This is a genomic window from Streptomyces sp. NPDC048277 (assembly GCF_040652235.1).
Taxonomy (GTDB): domain Bacteria; phylum Actinomycetota; class Actinomycetes; order Streptomycetales; family Streptomycetaceae; genus Streptomyces.
Window position 1 is genome coordinate 289,982 of record NZ_JBEZLQ010000001.1, and the last position, 15,187, is coordinate 305,168.

Here is a 15,187-nt window from a genome sequence, read left to right on the forward strand (position 1 = left end):
CACAGGTGACGATTCCGTACCAGCCTGGAGGCTCAAGGTGACGCGCATCAGCTGCGGAGGGCGGTCATGACATCCGTCCTCGTCTGCGACGACTCCCCGCTTGCCCGAGAGGCGCTCCGCCGCGCGGTGGCGACCGTGCCCGGCGTCGAGCGCGTGACGACGGCGGCCAACGGCGAGGAAGTCCTCCGCCGCTGGGGCGCCGACCGATCCGACCTGATCCTGATGGACGTGCGCATGCCCGGACTGGGCGGCGTCGAGACCGTGCGCCGGCTGCTGTCCGCCGACCCCGGCGCGCGCATCATCATGCTCACGGTCGCCGAGGACCTGGACGGCGTGGCCCTGGCCGTCGCCGCCGGCGCCCGCGGCTATCTGCACAAGGACGCCTCGCGCGCGGAGCTGCGGGCCACCGTGACCCAGGCCCTCGCCGACCCGACCTGGCGCCTCGCGCCCCGGCGCCTGCGCTCGGCCGAGATGGGCGCCGCGCCCACCCTCACCGCGCGCGAGATCCAGGTCCTGGAGGGCATGAGCCACGGCCGCTCCAACGCCGAGATCGGCCGCGAGCTGTTCCTCTCCGAGGACACCGTGAAGACCCACGCCCGGCGCCTGTTCAAGAAACTCGGCGCCTCCGACCGCGCCCACGCGGTGGCCCTCGGCTTCCGCTGGGGACTGGTCCGTTAGTACGGCGGTGAGCTGCGCCGCAGCGGGGACGCGGACCGGCCGGAAGCACCCGCCTACCCCACGGTGGGCGGGGTCCGCAAGACGGAGCATCCGAGGGCCGCTGCTCGTTTCGGCGCGGATGCCGCATCCTTGAGGTGTGGAGTCTCTCGGGGACGAGTCGTTCGAGCGGAAGGGGAGGGCGCAGGGGATGAGTGCCGGCGCACCTGCTCATAACGCTTCGGTGCACAACGACGGACGCGGTGCCACACAGCCGGAGGCGGCAGGGCACCATGGACCGATGCGCGAGGACGAGGCGGTCACTGCCGTAGGGACGATCGGTGCTCTCGTCCATCGCGCCGTAGACGGGGACGAGCAGGCCACGCACGACCTGCTCGCCCATGTCCACCCACTCGCGCTGCGCTACTGCCGCACGCGCCTGTCCCGCCTGCCGGGCGACGCCCGCCACTTCGTCGAGGACCTCGCCCAGGAGGTCTGCGTGGCGGTCCTGCTCGCCCTGCCCCGCTACCGCGACACCGGCCGCCCCTTCGAGGCCTTCGTCTTCGCCATCGCCTCCCACAAGGTCGCCGACCTGCAGCGGGCCGCGATGCGCCACCCGGGTTCCACGGCCGTCCCCTCGGACGAGATGCCGGAACGCCCCGACGACTCCCTCGGCCCCGAGGAGCGGGCGCTGCTCAGCAGCGACGCCGAATGGGCCAAGAAACTCCTGGCCAACCTCCCGGAGAACCAGCGCGAGCTGCTTCTGCTCCGCATCGCGGTGGGCCTCACCGCCGAGGAGACCGGCCAGATGTTGGGAATGTCACCGGGCGCGGTGCGAGTGGCCCAGCACCGGGCGCTGAGCCGGTTGCGGGCGCTGGCCGAGCAGTAGACGGCAGTAGCCGAACGGGTTGCGGCACCCCCGATGAACAGGCGTACGCCCATTTCCGTACGAACATACGAAGCCCGAAGCTGAGTCGTACCGTGGAATTTGGGACCCGTGCTTCCCGTTAGCATGGACATCCGCACCGTTCAAGGCCATTTGGGGAAGGTGTCATGACTGCCAACGTCGACGGAGTGCCCGGAAAATTCGCGACACTCGGGCTGACCTACGACGACGTGCTGCTGCTGCCGGGCGCATCCGAGGTGCTCCCCAACGCGGTCGACACCTCGTCCCGCATCTCCCGCAACGTGCGGGTCAACATCCCGCTGCTCTCCGCGGCGATGGACAAGGTGACCGAGTCCCGCATGGCGATCGCGATGGCCCGCCTCGGCGGCGTCGGCGTGCTGCACCGCAACCTGTCCGTCGAGGACCAGGTCAACCAGGTCGACCTGGTCAAGCGGTCCGAGTCCGGCATGGTCAGCGACCCCATCACGGTGCACCCGGAGGCGACCCTCGCCGAGGCCGACGCGCTGTGCGCGAAGTTCCGCATCAGCGGCGTGCCCGTGACCGACCCGGCCGGCAGGCTGCTCGGCATCGTCACCAACCGCGACATGGCCTTCGAGTCCGACCGCAGCCGCCAGGTGCGCGAGGTCATGACCCCGATGCCGCTGATCACCGGCAAGGTCGGCACCACCGGTGTCGAGGCCATGGAGCTGCTGCGCAAGCACAAGATCGAGAAGCTTCCGCTGGTCGACGAGGCGGGCCTCCTCAAGGGCCTGATCACCGTCAAGGACTTCGTCAAGGCCGAGAAGTACCCGAACGCGGCCAAGGACTCCGAGGGCCGCCTGCTCGTCGGCGCCGCCGTCGGCGCCAGCCCCGAGGCCCTCGAACGCGCCCAGGCGCTCGCCGCGGCCGGCGTGGACTTCCTGGTCGTCGACACCTCGCACGGCCACAACAGCAACGCCCTCAGCTGGATGGCGAAGATCAAGTCGAGCGTGGACGTCGACGTGATCGGCGGCAACGTCGCCACCCGCGACGGCGCCCAGGCCCTGATCGACGCCGGTGTCGACGGCATCAAGGTCGGCGTGGGCCCCGGCTCGATCTGCACCACCCGCGTGGTCGCCGGCATCGGCGTCCCACAGGTCACCGCCATCTACGAGGCGTCCCTCGCCGCCGGCCCGGCCGGTATCCCGCTGATCGGCGACGGCGGCCTGCAGTACTCCGGCGACATCGGCAAGGCCCTCGCGGCCGGCGCCGACACGGTGATGCTGGGCTCCCTCCTCGCGGGCTGCGAGGAGTCCCCGGGCGAGCTGCTCTTCATCAACGGCAAGCAGTTCAAGTCGTACCGCGGCATGGGCTCGCTGGGCGCCATGCAGTCGCGCGGCCAGGGCCGGTCGTACTCGAAGGACCGCTACTTCCAGGCCGAGGTCTCCTCCGACGACAAGCTCGTCCCCGAGGGCATCGAGGGCCAGGTGCCCTACCGGGGCCCGCTGGCCAACGTGCTGCACCAGCTGGTCGGCGGTCTGCGCCAGACCATGGGCTATGTGGGCGCGGCCACCGTGGACGAGATGGAGTCCAAGGGCCGCTTCGTGCGGATCACCGCGGCGGGCCTCAAGGAGAGCCACCCGCACGACATCCAGATGACGGTCGAGGCGCCGAACTACAGCCGCAAGTAGTCGGCCGCTGTAGTCGGCAGAGCCTTTCCAGGGCGGTCCCGGACCCACCGGGGCCGCCCTTGCCGTACCCGTCGGCGATACTGGTAGACGCTGAAACGCAGAGGGAAAGGCCACAGACGTGACTGAGATCGAGATCGGGCGCGGCAAGCGCGGCCGCCGGGCGTACGCCTTCGACGACATCGCCGTCGTCCCCAGCCGCCGTACGCGGGACCCGAAGGAGGTCTCGATCGCCTGGCAGATCGACGCCTACCGCTTCGAGCTGCCGTTCCTGGCCGCCCCCATGGACTCGGTCGTCTCCCCGGCCACCGCGATCCGCATCGGCGAGCTCGGCGGCCTCGGCGTCCTCAACCTCGAAGGCCTCTGGACGCGGCACGAGGACCCGCAGCCGCTGCTCGACGAGATCATCGGGCTGGACGCCGACACCGCCACCCGCCGCCTCCAGGAGATCTACTCCGCCCCCATCAAGGAGGAGCTGATCGGCGCGCGCATCAAGGAGGTGCGCGACTCCGGCGTGGTCACGGCGGCCGCGCTCTCCCCGCAGCGCACCGCCCAGTTCTCCAAGGCGGTCGTGGACGCGGGCGTCGACATCTTCGTCATCCGCGGTACGACGGTCTCCGCGGAGCACGTCTCGTCCTCGCACGAGCCGCTGAACCTGAAGCAGTTCATCTACGAGCTCGACGTCCCGGTGATCGTCGGCGGCTGCGCCACCTACACGGCGGCCCTGCACCTGATGCGCACCGGTGCCGCGGGTGTGCTCGTGGGCTTCGGCGGCGGCGCCGCGCACACCACGCGCAACGTCCTGGGCATCCAGGTCCCGATGGCGACGGCCGTCGCCGACGTGGCCGCGGCCCGCCGCGACTACATGGACGAGTCCGGCGGCCGCTACGTCCACGTCATCGCCGACGGCGGTGTCGGCTGGTCCGGCGACCTCCCCAAGGCGATCGCCTGCGGCGCGGACTCGGTGATGATGGGCTCCCCGCTGGCCCGCGCGACCGACGGTCCCGGCAAGGGCCACCACTGGGGCATGGAAGCGGTCAACGAGGAACTCCCGCGCGGCAAGAAGGTCGACCTCGGCACGGTCGGCACCATCGAGGAGATCCTCACCGGCCCGTCCCACACCCCCGACGGCTCCATGAACCTCTTCGGCGCCCTGCGCCGCGCGATGGCCACGACCGGCTACAGCGAGCTGAAGGAGTTCCAGCGCGTCGAGGTGACGGTGGCGGACTCGCAGCACAAGCGGTAGGCCGTACGGCGGACGAAGGGCCGGTCACCCCGAGTGGGTGACCGGCCCTTTCGCATGCCCAAGTGCGCTGGTGGGGGCGCGTTCTGCGACGAGGGGGCGTGCGGTTGCGTTCGGGGCGAATGTGGGCTGAACGGGCTGAGTGGGGCGGTAGTGTCCGCGATCGGCGACCCGCTCTCTGGGGCGCCCCCTTCCAAGGAGATGGTTCCGGACCCCGGCCCTCGGGGCCCGGCCCGAGTTCCAGACGGACCGCCTACCGGGTCTATGCAAGCCCACCCGCTGGGATCGACTCCGGCTTCGGCTGGTCAAGTTCCGGAGGAGGTGTGTCTTGTGGATTTACGGCCGGTGAGTGGCCGCCCCTATAGAGACTAGGGGCGGATACCCATAAACCGGCTAGGAGCCCGCTGCAGTACCCGCTGCGGTGGGCTCCACCTTTTGCACGGTACCGGATACTCCCTCCAGCAGCCCAGCACTGGAGAGCGGCCGCCCCCAAGTGAGCTAGGGGCGGACACCCGCTACCGGCCGGAGCTCGCCGCCAGGCCGACAGGCTCCGATCTCGTACGCTACCCACGCCACGGAACCGCGCGCCACCAGCATCAGAGGCACAACCACCCACGCGCCCCCCTTCACCCCCGCGCGCCGGTCAGCGAGCCGCCTTCTGTGCCCCCGAGAACGCCGCCCAGCCCGCGATCGCGAAGAAGACGAAGGTCAGCGGGTCGGCCTCCTCCTTCCAGGCGTCCTGGACGACGCCGAAGTGCTGGAAGAACACCTCGGAGAACGCCACGTCGAGCTGGTCGGCGCCGATCATCGCCTCGCCGACGAGCTGGCCGAGGTAGACGGAGCCGAGGGCCAGGACGACCGCGGTGATCGCGAGGACCGGGTTGCGGCCGCCGAGCCTGCCGGCCGCGAGGCCGATGACGAAGCCCACGCCGACGGCCGCCCAGCCGATCTCGTGCTTGGTGAGGCCGATGACCACGCCGTAGAGCGCGGCGGCGGCCACGGCCGCGACGACGGCGGCGACGAGGCCGAGGGCCATGTTGCCCCGGGCCGGCGCGGGCGGCGCCGGCGGCGGGGGTACGGCGCCGGGCTGGACGGCGTACGGCGCGGGCGCCTGCTGCTCGGGCTGCGGTGGTGGTAGAGCTGACTGGCTCATGACAGAAATCCCCCCTGGCGAAGCACTGGAAGAACAGTGAAGTGAAGAGACGTGCACACATCTGTGCGACGAGTGAGGGGAGACTAACAGCCGCCTGTGACAACGCCCTTGGGGTTTTCGCGCACCCGGCGCCCGCTCAGAGCCGGTGCGCCGCCCCCGTCGGTGTCGCCCCGCGCGTGTCCAGCAGCAACTGCGCCTTCACCGACAGGCCCTGGAGGTCGTACGTCCGGTGCTGCTGGACCAGGATCGTCAGGTCGGCGTCGGCGGCCGCCTCGTAGAGGGAGTCCGCGCGCGGGACCGGTCGGTCCAGGACGCTCCAGGACGAGACGTGCGGGTCGTGGTAGCTGACCGAGGCGCCGAGTTCCATGAGCCGGATCGCGATCTCCTGGGCGGGGCTGCTCTGCTGGTCGGCGAGGTCGGCCTTGTAGGTGACGCCGAGCAGCAGCACGCGCGCGCCGCGGGCCGACTTGCCGTGCTCGTTGAGGAGGGCGGCGGCGCGCTGGACGACGTAACCCGGCATCCGGGTGTTGACCTGCTGGGCCAGTTCCACCATGCGCAGGCCGCGGCTCGCGAGGCCGGACAGGTCCTGGGGGACGCCGTGACCGCCGACACCCGGGCCCGGGCGGAAGGCCTGGAAGCCGAACGGCTTGGTCTCCGCGCAGCGGATGACGTCCCAGAGGTCGACGCCCAGGTCGTGGCAGAGGACGGCCATCTCGTTGACGAGCGCGATGTTGACGTGCCGGAAGTTGGTCTCCAGGAGCTGCACGGTCTCGGCCTCGCGCAGGCCACGCGCGCGTACCACCTTGTCGGTGAGCCGGCCGTAGAACGTGGCGGCCGACTCGGTGCACGCGGGTGTGAGGCCGCCGATGACCTTCGGAGTGTTGGCGGGAGTGAAGTCGCGGTTGCCGGGATCCACCCGGCTGGGGGAGCAGGCGAGGTGGAAGTCGCGTCCCGCGCGCAGGCCCGAGCCCTTCTCCAGCAGGGGCCGCAGGAAGTCCTCCGTGGTGCCCGGGGGGACCGGCGACTCCAGGATCACCGTCGTGTACGGGCGCAGCCGCTCGGCCAGGGTGCGGGCGGCGGCCTCCACCTGGCTCAGGTCGAGTCGGCCGTCGGCGCCGCGCGGGGTGGGCGCGCAGATCACGGCCGTACGGACGCGTCCCAGCTCGGCCGGGTCCTTGGCCGGCCGGAAGCCCCCCGAGAGCATCCGGCGCAGCTCGGCGGGGCTGAGCGAGCCCGCCTCGGGACCGGTGGCGTACCCGATGGTGGGGATGCCGGCGGCCACCGCGGCCTGCGCGAGGGGCAGGCCGTAGGGACCGAGTCCGATGACGGCGAGGTCTGCGGGCATGGTGTGGGCCGTCCTCCCAGTAACCGAAACGGGACAGGTGCGCAAGCCCTGTGGACAGAACGAGCGAAGCGCAATGTCAGACTAGGAGTAAATATGAACGTTATGTGGGATTGTGTTCATGTGTCTTCCGGGGGTTCGGGGACCGTTGTCCACAGGCTGGGGGCGAGTGGTGGCTGAAGTCGGTCATGCCGGTCAGAATTTGGGCAGGGGCGTCGGCTGCCGGTGCGGTCGACGCGACCGATGAACCGACGACGAGCCATGACCGATGGCGGCAGAGCGGGAGGCAGCGGTGAGGACAGCGACACTGGGGCCAAAGCAGCGTGTGGAGTCCCTGGCGGCCATGGCCGAGCGCGAGCTGGACGTACTGGTCGTGGGCGGCGGAGTGGTCGGCACGGGCACCGCGCTGGACGCGGTCACCCGGGGCCTGAACACCGGCATCGTCGAGGCCCGTGACTGGGCCTCCGGCACCTCCAGCAGGTCGAGCAAGCTGATCCACGGCGGCCTGCGCTATCTGGAGATGCTCGACTTCGCCCTGGTCCGCGAGGCACTGAAGGAGCGCGGCCTGCTGCTGGAGCGGCTCGCCCCGCACCTGGTCAAACCGGTGCCCTTCCTCTACCCGCTCCAGCACCAGGGCTGGGAGCGCCTGTACGCCGGCTCGGGCGTCGCGCTCTACGACACGATGTCGATGGCCCGCGGACACGGCCGGGGCCTCCCCGCCCACCGTCACCTGACCCGCCGTCACGCACTGCGTGTCGCACCCGCGCTGCGCAAGGACGCCCTGGTCGGCGCCATCCAGTACTACGACGCCCAGATGGACGACGCCCGCTACACGGCGACCCTGGTGCGCACGGCGGTGTCGTACGGCGCGAAGGCCGCCAACCGCGCGCGCGTCACCGGGTTCCTGCGCGAGGGCGAGCGGGTGGTCGGGGCCCGGGTGCAGGACGTGGAGGGCGGCGGGGAGTACGAGATCCGCGCCCAGCAGGTCGTCAACGCGACCGGGGTGTGGACCGACGACACCCAGGCGATGGTCGGCCAGCGCGGCCAGTTCCACGTCCGCGCCTCCAAGGGCATCCACCTCGTCGTCCCCAAGGACCGCATCCACTCCACGACCGGCCTGATCCTGCGCACCGAGAAGTCCGTCCTGTTCGTCATCCCCTGGGGCCGGCACTGGATCATCGGCACGACGGACACCGACTGGGACCTCGACAAGGCCCATCCGGCCGCCTCCAGCGCCGACATCGACTACCTGCTGAACCACGTCAACTCGGTGCTCGCGGTGCCGCTGTCGCGCGACGACGTCCAGGGCGTGTACGCGGGGCTGCGTCCGCTGCTGGCCGGCGAGTCCGACGCCACCAGCAAGCTGTCCCGCGAGCACACGGTCGCCCATCCGGTGCCGGGGCTCGTGGTCGTCGCGGGCGGCAAGTACACGACGTACCGGGTGATGGCCAAGGACGCCGTCGACGAGGCGGTGCACGGGCTCGACATGCGGGTCGCCGAGTGCGTGACCGAGGACATCCCGCTGCTCGGCGCGGAGGGCTACCGGGCGATGTGGAACGCACGGGCCCGGATCGCCGCCCGCACCGGCATCCACGTGGTGCGCGTCGAGCACCTGCTGAACCGATACGGCTCGTTGGCGGAGGAGGTCCTCGACCTGATCGCCGCCGACCCCGGCCTGGGCGAGCCGCTCTCGGCCGCCGACGACTATCTGCGCGCCGAGGTCGTCTACGCGGCCTCCCACGAGGGCGCCCGCCACCTCGACGACGTCCTCACCCGCCGCACCCGCATCTCCATCGAGACCTTCGACCGCGGCACCCGCAGCGCCCGCGAGGCCGCCGAGCTGATGGCACCGGTCCTCGGCTGGGACAAGGACCAGATCGAGCGGGAGGTGGAGCACTACGAGAAGCGGGTGGAGGCGGAACGCGAGTCCCAGCTCCAGCCGGACGACCAGACGGCGGACGCGGCGCGACTGGGAGCACCCGACATCGTGCCGCGGTGAGTCCCCGCCCGGTGCGGCGCCCTGCCGGTCCATATCACCCGATCGGGCGACCCGGCGTCGGGATCTCCGTCCGGACCCCGGCCGTTCTACCCATGGCGAGGGCAGAACTCGGCCGCGAGCAGTGCGGGTTCGAGGTCCGGGTCCCTGATCGCCGTCGTGTTCACACGGAACGTGAGGACATGCCGGCCGCCGATCGAGGCAGCGCTCCGCACATAGCTGCCCGCGATCCGGCCGTTGTGCCCCCACACCGTGGTCCCGCACGGCAGCTTCACCGGAAAGATCCCCAGGCCGTACGCGCCATGTGCGGCACGGGTGTTGAGCATCTCGCGCAGCCATCGCGAGGGCAGCAGCTCGCCGCTCAGCAGCGCCGCGTAGAAGCGGTCCAGGTCGTCGAGCGTGGTCACCAGCTCACCCGCCGCGCCGGCCACGCGCGGGTCGAGCTCGGTGACGTCGGCGCCGTCGGCCGTATAGGCGCGGCCGTGCGGGGCGGGCAGTGAGGTGCGGGCGCCCGGGAAGGACGTGCCCGTGAGACGGAGGGGGATGATGATGCGGCGCCGGGCCTCGGCGGCGTAGGAGTGGCCGGTGACCCGCTGGATGACCATGCCGAGCACGACGTAGTCGGTGCTGGAGTACGAGTAGCGGCCCAGCCGGGTCGAGGGGAGGGAGAGCGAGATGCCCACCGCCTGAAGCGGGGTGACAGGGACGGCCCCCCGGGTGACCGTGGTGAAGTCGGCGAGTCCGCCGGTGTGGCTGAGCAGGGCGCGCAGGGTGATGCGCCGTCCGTCGGTGCCGTGCCCGCGCAGCAGCCCGGGCAGATAGCGGTCCACGGGGTCGGACAGGGACAGCCGGTGTTCCGCGGCCAGTTGCAGGACGACCGTGGCGATGAAGGTCTTCGTGATGCTGCCGGCGCGGAAGTGGTCGGCGCGGGTGATGCCCCGGCCGGCGGCCGCGAAGTGCACGTCGTCGCCGTCGCGGTCCAGGAGAGCGGCGGCGGGTACTCCGCCTTTGGTGACGAACTGTGACAGGAACGGGTTCGTGGCCTCCGTCGAGGACGCGGAACCGGCCGTCACCGGGGCGAGCAGCAGGGCGAGAAAGACCGGTATGGCCATCAGTGTCCGAAGCGGCGGCATCCCGGTTCCTCCCTTGTCGCGGCTCATCATCGCGCCCGGGTGACGCCCTCGTCACCGGGGGTTCCGCTCGGCCGGCCCCGATGCGCGGTCAGGGGCCCCCTGGGCGTCGGGCACTTGTCGGGTGAGGGACAATGGAGGCTCTGTCAGGGCGGGTTGCATGAGGGGACGCATGTCGGAGGCGGAGCGGGCGGGTACTTCTCGTCAGGAGACTCGTCAGGACAACAGCGAGCGTCTTCTCGCCGGGCGGTATCGGCTGGGGGGAGTGCTCGGCCGCGGCGGCATGGGCACGGTGTGGCGGGCCGAGGACGAGACCCTCGGGCGGACGGTGGCCGTCAAGGAACTGCGGTTCCCGTCGAACATCGACGAGGAGGAGAAGCGGCGCCTGATCACGCGCACCCTGCGCGAGGCCAAGGCGATCGCCCGGATCCGCAACAACAGCGCGGTGACGGTCTTCGACGTGGTCGAGGAGGACGACCGGCCCTGGATCGTGATGGAGCTGGTCGAGGGCAAGTCGCTGGCCGAGGCCATCCGGGAGGACGGCCTGCTGAAGCCGAGGCGCGCGGCCGAGGTCGGCCTGGCGATCCTGGACGTGCTGCGGTCGGCACACCGCGAGGGCATCCTGCACCGGGACGTGAAGCCGTCCAACGTGCTGATCTCCGAGCACGACGGCCGGGTCGTGCTCACCGACTTCGGTATCGCCCAGGTCGAGGGCGACCCGTCCATCACCTCCACCGGCATGCTCGTCGGCGCCCCTTCCTACATCTCCCCGGAGCGGGCCCGCGGTCACAAGCCCGGCCCGGCGGCCGACCTGTGGTCGCTCGGCGGCCTGCTGTACGCGGCGGTCGAGGGCGCCCCGCCCTACGACAAGGGGTCGGCGATCGCCACGCTGACCGCGGTGATGACCGAGCCGCTGGAGGAGCCCAAGAACGCGGGACCGCTCAGGGACGTCATCTACGGGCTGCTCACCAAGGACCCGGCCAAGCGGCTGGACGACGCGGGCGCGCGGGCGATGCTCAACTCGGTGATCAACACACCGGAGGAGGCACCGGCGGACGCCACACGGGTCGTGCCGCTGCCTCCGCAGCCCGACGCGCCGCTGGAGGAGAAGGGCGCCGGGGCCAAGCGGGGCGAGGAGGCCGGCGAGAAGCTGCGCGGGGCGTTGCGGTCCGTGCGGAAGGCCGCGGGGTCGGCGAGCGGGAAGGCCGCGGGGACGGCGAGTGCCTCCGCCGCGACCAGGACGAAGAGCGGCGGTAAGGATGCCGAGGCGGCCGGTACGGCGGGCCCGGCCGGCACGGGTGCCGGTACCGGTTCGGGTGCTGGATCGGGCTCGGTAGGGAGCGCGCGTTCGGCTTCCGTGGGTGCCGGGGGAGCGGCTGCCGCAGGCGGGGCCGGTGCGGCCGGTTCGGCCGGTTCGTCGGCGGGGGCCAAGCCCGCCGCCGGGAAGGCGAGTTCGGGGTGGCCGCAGATGCCGCCGCCGGACCTGGACCTGGCGCCCCGGCCCGTGCCCAGGGCACCGCTCACGGACGTGGTGCCGAAGCGGACCCTGGTGATCATCGCCGTGGTCGTGGTGCTCGCGGTGCTCGGTACCGTGCTCGCCCTCACGCTGGGCGACGACAGCAACAGCAAGGGGAGCGGCAAGAGCGGCGGTTCCAAGGCGGTGGCGACCTCGGGGGCGAGTGCGAGCGCGAGCGCCGGTTCCGGTTCGGGGTCCGGCGGGAGTGCCTCCACCAAGGAGGACACGAGCGGCGGGACGCGGACGGACGGGGACACGTCGGCGGCCGCGACCTCCGGGAGCACCGCGGGCTCGGACGCGTCGAGCGACGACGGCACCTCGGCGTCGAACTCCAGTGGCAGTGACAGCGGGTCGGCGGTGAAGACGTACAAGGGGAGCCAGGGGTACTCGATCGGGCTGCCCAAGGGGTGGAAGTTCCAGACCAGCAGCTCCGCCGGTGACCGTTTCACCGGGCCGGACGGGCAGAAGCTGCTGATCGCCTGGACCAGTTCGCCCAAGGACGACCCGGTGGCGGACTGGGAGAACCAGGAGCGTTACATGGTGCGCTCCCAGTACCAGAAGATCCGGATAGCGCAGGTCAGCTATCGCGGCTGGAACACGGCCGACTGGGAGTTCACCTACGTCGACGGCGGCACCAAGTACCACACGGTCGACCGGGGGTTCGTCGTCAGCTCCAGCCAGGGGTACGCGCTGATGTACACCGCGAAGGCCGCCGACTGGAGCAGTGAGCTGCGCAAGGACACCTGGAAGACACTGACGGCGTCCTTCGAGCCCAAGTGACAAATTCGCATCCCCACAATGCGAATTGCCTCCGGCACGTATCGTGAGTGGTTGCGGACCGTACGCATCCAGGTATGCATACAGAACGGGCCGTGAAACGAACGGATTTGACCAACCGGGCGGCCGGGGGAGGCAACGTGGACGACTATGCGGGTCGGGTGCTCGCCGACCGCTACCGCCTGCCGCTGCCCCCTTCCGACGAGTACGAACACACCGAGACGCGGGCCTTCGACACCTACAGCGGGCAGGAGGTGTTCGTCCGCCAGGTGCCGTTGCCGGAGGTCGTCGAGGCGGAGGTGCTCGACGCGGAGGGGCTGCCCGAGGGGTTCACAGCCCGTGACCGCGGCACGCGCCGGCCGCCGGCGGCCCGCACCGCGACACGCCGGCCCAGCGATCCCGCCGTGCGCCGCGCCGTCGAGGCCGCGCAGGCCGCCGCCCGGATCCCCGACCACCCCCGGCTCGACCAGGTCTTCGACGTGTTCGCCGAGGGCGGTTCGCTGTGGATCGTCAGCGAGGCGGTCGCCGCGCGGTCGCTGGCGGCGGTCCTCGCCGAGCAGCCGCTGACCCCGTACCGGGCGGCCGAGGTCGCCTCCGACGTGCTGATGGCGCTGCGGGTCCTGCACGCGCACGGCTGGGTGCACCGCAACATCACCGCCCGCACGGTCCTCGTCTGCGACGACGGCCGCGTGATGCTGACCGGCCTCGCGGTCGGGGCGGCCGAGGAGGCGCTGTGCGGGTACGACCCGGTGCCGGTTCCCGAGGGACAGGGCGGCGGGGAGGCCGACGGTCCCCGTCCGGCCGGGCAGGCGGAAGGTTCCGCCGGAGTCGGTGGACAGGCTCCTGCGCCTGGTGTTCCGGAGGTGGATGCCGAGGCCGCGAGGCGCGCCGCCATTCAGGCGCGGGCCGCCGGCGGACTGCCGGGGGCCGGTCCGGAGGAGGGTTCGGGCGGTACCGGTACGGGCGCCGTGGAGCGGCGGGCGCTGGAGACCGGTGCGGACATCCGGGCCGCCCGCGCCGGGGCGATCGCCGCGTACCGGGCGGGCGCCAGGGCCGCCGCCCGGGTCCAGGACGCCCAGCAGAACGGCCGGGCCGCACTGCCCGGCGCCCGGCCGCCGGCCGAGGGCGACAGCGGGGCCGCGCAGCCGCCGCACGCCCCTGGACACGCCAACGGCGCGGCCCAACCGCCGTACGCCAACGGGCAGGCGCAGCCGCAGGCACCGGCCGGGCCGCCCGGGCAGATAGCCGATCCCTACGGGGTGCGGGGCGCGCCCTCGGCCTGGCACGGCGCCGTGCCGCGCCCCCAGCCGGGTACCACCGCGGGCAGCACCCCGGCGGTGGGCGCCGGCCAGGAGCGCACCGCCCTTCCGGCACCCGGCGCCGATGTGCCCGCCCCCCGTTCGAACCCGCAGCCGGCGGCGCTGCCCGCACCGGGCCCGGCCCGCTGGGGTGAGCAGGCCGCTCCCGCGCCCGCGCGGCGCGGGCCCGCCACCGCGCTGGCCGCCGAGCGGGCCCGCCAGGTGCGGATGACCGTGGTCGGACCGGTGACCGAGCGGTGGGCGCCGGAGCAGGCCGGGCCCGTGCACGAGAACTGGCAGCTGGCGGCGCCCATCGGACCCGCCACCGACCTGTGGGCGCTCGGCGCGCTGCTGTTCCGCGCGGTGCAGGGACACGCGCCGTACCCCGAGGAGTCGACGGCCGAACTGGTCCAGCTGGTGTGCGCGGAGCCGCCCGCCTTCGCGGAGGAGTGCGGGTCGCTGAGGCCGGTCGTGGAGTCGTTGCTGCGCCAGGACCCCACCGAGCGGCTGGACTTCGAGGAGCTGCGCGGCTGGCTGCGCTCGCTGGTGCGGTCCGCGCCCGAGCCGGACGCCGGCACCTATGTCGTCGCCGCCCCGCCCACCGACCCCAAGCGGCTGCCGATCGTCCGGCGGCGCGGGCAGCTGGTGCGCTGGCGCCGGGCCGGGCTCCCGGCGAACGGCCCGCACGGCCGGCACAAGCGGGCCCGGCAGCAGACCGGGTCCCCGCGCAGACTGGGCCGTACGCTGCTTCTGCTGGTCCTGCTCCTGCTGGCCGCGGCGGTCGCGTACGCCATGCTCTTCCTGCCGAAGAAGGGCAGCGCGGAGGACAGCGGCGCGTCGACCGGTGACCGGACGGGCACGGCCGGCCAGGTCAGTTCCGCGCCGAGCCCGAGTCCGACGCCCACACCGACGGCGACCCCGTCCACCGAGACCCAGACCACCTCCGGTTCGACCGGCGGCGCCCCGGTCGGCGACGGCTTCACCCTGCGCGACGACCCGGACGGCTTCCGGATCGCCGTCGCCAAGGGCTGGAGCCGTACGCCGAGGAACGGCAGCGGCCAGGTGATCTACTCGCACGGCAGGTTCGAGCTGATCGTCGTGGCCGGGCGGGACAGCGCGGCCACGTACGGCAACGACCCGATGACGTACCAGCGGGACAAGGAGCCGGAGCTGCAGCCGTACCGCGACTCCAGCTGGGCCACGGCGGGCGGGCTGCGGACCATCACGGTGGGCCAGCAGGTGTCCGCCGAGGGACAGTTCACCTGGACGGACAGCCAGGAGGGCGACCTGTTCGTGCGCAACATGGTCTTCCTGATCAACGGGCGGTACCACATCGTGCAGGTACGCGGCCCGGAGTCCCAACGGGACGAGGTCACCACGCTGTACGAACAGGCGTCGGCGTCCTACAGGTACACGGGCTGAGCTACGTCAACGCGTAGCTGCCCGGGGCGGTTCCCGTACCGGTGGACGGATTCGGTTCACGTTTCGCGGTGAAAGCGAAAACCGTCACAGTGCTGTCTCCGTG

At 72.1% G+C, this 15,187-nt stretch carries 10 protein-coding genes; 7 read left to right on the plus strand and 3 right to left on the minus strand.

The features are described from left to right. The first annotated feature begins 66 nt into the window (after positions 1 to 66). From AB0D85_RS01495 to AB0D85_RS01510, 4 genes are all read left to right on the plus strand, one after another. A complete protein-coding gene (locus AB0D85_RS01495) occupies positions 67 to 678 on the plus strand; it encodes a response regulator transcription factor (protein ID WP_003948568.1) in 612 nt (203 codons plus the stop codon). Positions 679 to 955: 277 nt separating this feature from the next. Next, positions 956 to 1,543: a sigma-70 family RNA polymerase sigma factor gene (locus AB0D85_RS01500; protein WP_352359547.1), complete on the plus strand. Its 588-nt coding sequence runs from the start codon at positions 956 to 958 to the stop codon at positions 1,541 to 1,543. A 164-nt stretch (positions 1,544 to 1,707) separates the two neighbouring features. Then, positions 1,708 to 3,210, plus strand: coding sequence for an IMP dehydrogenase (guaB, locus tag AB0D85_RS01505; RefSeq protein ID WP_362312249.1), 1,503 nt, complete (start codon positions 1,708 to 1,710; stop codon positions 3,208 to 3,210). A 118-nt stretch (positions 3,211 to 3,328) separates the two neighbouring features. Continuing rightward, positions 3,329 to 4,453 (plus strand): GuaB3 family IMP dehydrogenase-related protein, encoded by a 1,125-nt coding sequence (locus AB0D85_RS01510; RefSeq protein WP_360517689.1) that lies wholly within the window; start codon positions 3,329 to 3,331, stop codon positions 4,451 to 4,453. Between the two features lie 640 nt (positions 4,454 to 5,093). On the opposite strand, the gene AB0D85_RS01515 is transcribed toward AB0D85_RS01510, so the two are convergent. After that, positions 5,094 to 5,603 carry a hypothetical protein gene (locus AB0D85_RS01515; RefSeq protein WP_362312251.1) on the minus strand — a complete coding sequence of 170 codons (510 nt, stop codon included), beginning with the start codon at positions 5,601 to 5,603 and terminating at the stop codon, positions 5,094 to 5,096. Positions 5,604 to 5,739: 136 nt separating this feature from the next. After that, positions 5,740 to 6,948: a nucleotide sugar dehydrogenase gene (locus AB0D85_RS01520; RefSeq protein WP_362312253.1), complete on the minus strand. Its 1,209-nt coding sequence runs from the start codon at positions 6,946 to 6,948 to the stop codon at positions 5,740 to 5,742. Between the two features lie 289 nt (positions 6,949 to 7,237). Between AB0D85_RS01520 and AB0D85_RS01525 the strand changes: the two genes are divergently transcribed. Further along, a complete protein-coding gene (locus tag AB0D85_RS01525; protein WP_362312255.1) occupies positions 7,238 to 8,944 on the plus strand; it encodes a glycerol-3-phosphate dehydrogenase/oxidase in 1,707 nt (568 codons plus the stop codon). 86 nt (positions 8,945 to 9,030) lie between these two features. Here the strand turns inward: AB0D85_RS01525 and AB0D85_RS01530 are convergent, their stop codons facing one another. After that, complete coding sequence (locus AB0D85_RS01530) at positions 9,031 to 10,074, minus strand: serine hydrolase domain-containing protein (protein ID WP_362312257.1); 1,044 nt, start codon at positions 10,072 to 10,074, stop codon at positions 9,031 to 9,033. Between the two features lie 169 nt (positions 10,075 to 10,243). On the opposite strand from AB0D85_RS01530, the gene AB0D85_RS01535 reads away from it, so the two are divergent. Both AB0D85_RS01535 and AB0D85_RS01540 read left to right on the plus strand, forming a co-directional pair. Further along, positions 10,244 to 12,367, plus strand: coding sequence for a serine/threonine-protein kinase (locus AB0D85_RS01535; protein ID WP_362313426.1), 2,124 nt, complete (start codon positions 10,244 to 10,246; stop codon positions 12,365 to 12,367). A 137-nt stretch (positions 12,368 to 12,504) separates the two neighbouring features. Next, positions 12,505 to 15,084, plus strand: coding sequence for a protein kinase (locus AB0D85_RS01540; RefSeq protein WP_362312259.1), 2,580 nt, complete (start codon positions 12,505 to 12,507; stop codon positions 15,082 to 15,084). The last annotated feature ends 103 nt before the right edge of the window (positions 15,085 to 15,187 follow it).

Excerpts from the sequence above, each read along its gene's own strand:
- AB0D85_RS01495 (WP_003948568.1), top strand. The coding sequence starts at position 67 with ATGACATCCGTCCTCGTCTGCGACGACTCCCCGCTTGCCCGAGAGGCG.
- AB0D85_RS01515 (WP_362312251.1), bottom strand. The coding sequence starts at position 5,603 with ATGAGCCAGTCAGCTCTACCACCACCGCAGCCCGAGCAGCAGGCGCCC.
- guaB (WP_362312249.1), top strand. The coding sequence starts at position 1,708 with ATGACTGCCAACGTCGACGGAGTGCCCGGAAAATTCGCGACACTCGGG.
- AB0D85_RS01530 (WP_362312257.1), bottom strand. The coding sequence starts at position 10,074 with ATGCCGCCGCTTCGGACACTGATGGCCATACCGGTCTTTCTCGCCCTG.
- AB0D85_RS01500 (WP_352359547.1), top strand. The coding sequence starts at position 956 with ATGCGCGAGGACGAGGCGGTCACTGCCGTAGGGACGATCGGTGCTCTC.
- AB0D85_RS01520 (WP_362312253.1), bottom strand. The coding sequence starts at position 6,948 with ATGCCCGCAGACCTCGCCGTCATCGGACTCGGTCCCTACGGCCTGCCC.
- AB0D85_RS01535 (WP_362313426.1), top strand. The coding sequence starts at position 10,244 with ATGTCGGAGGCGGAGCGGGCGGGTACTTCTCGTCAGGAGACTCGTCAG.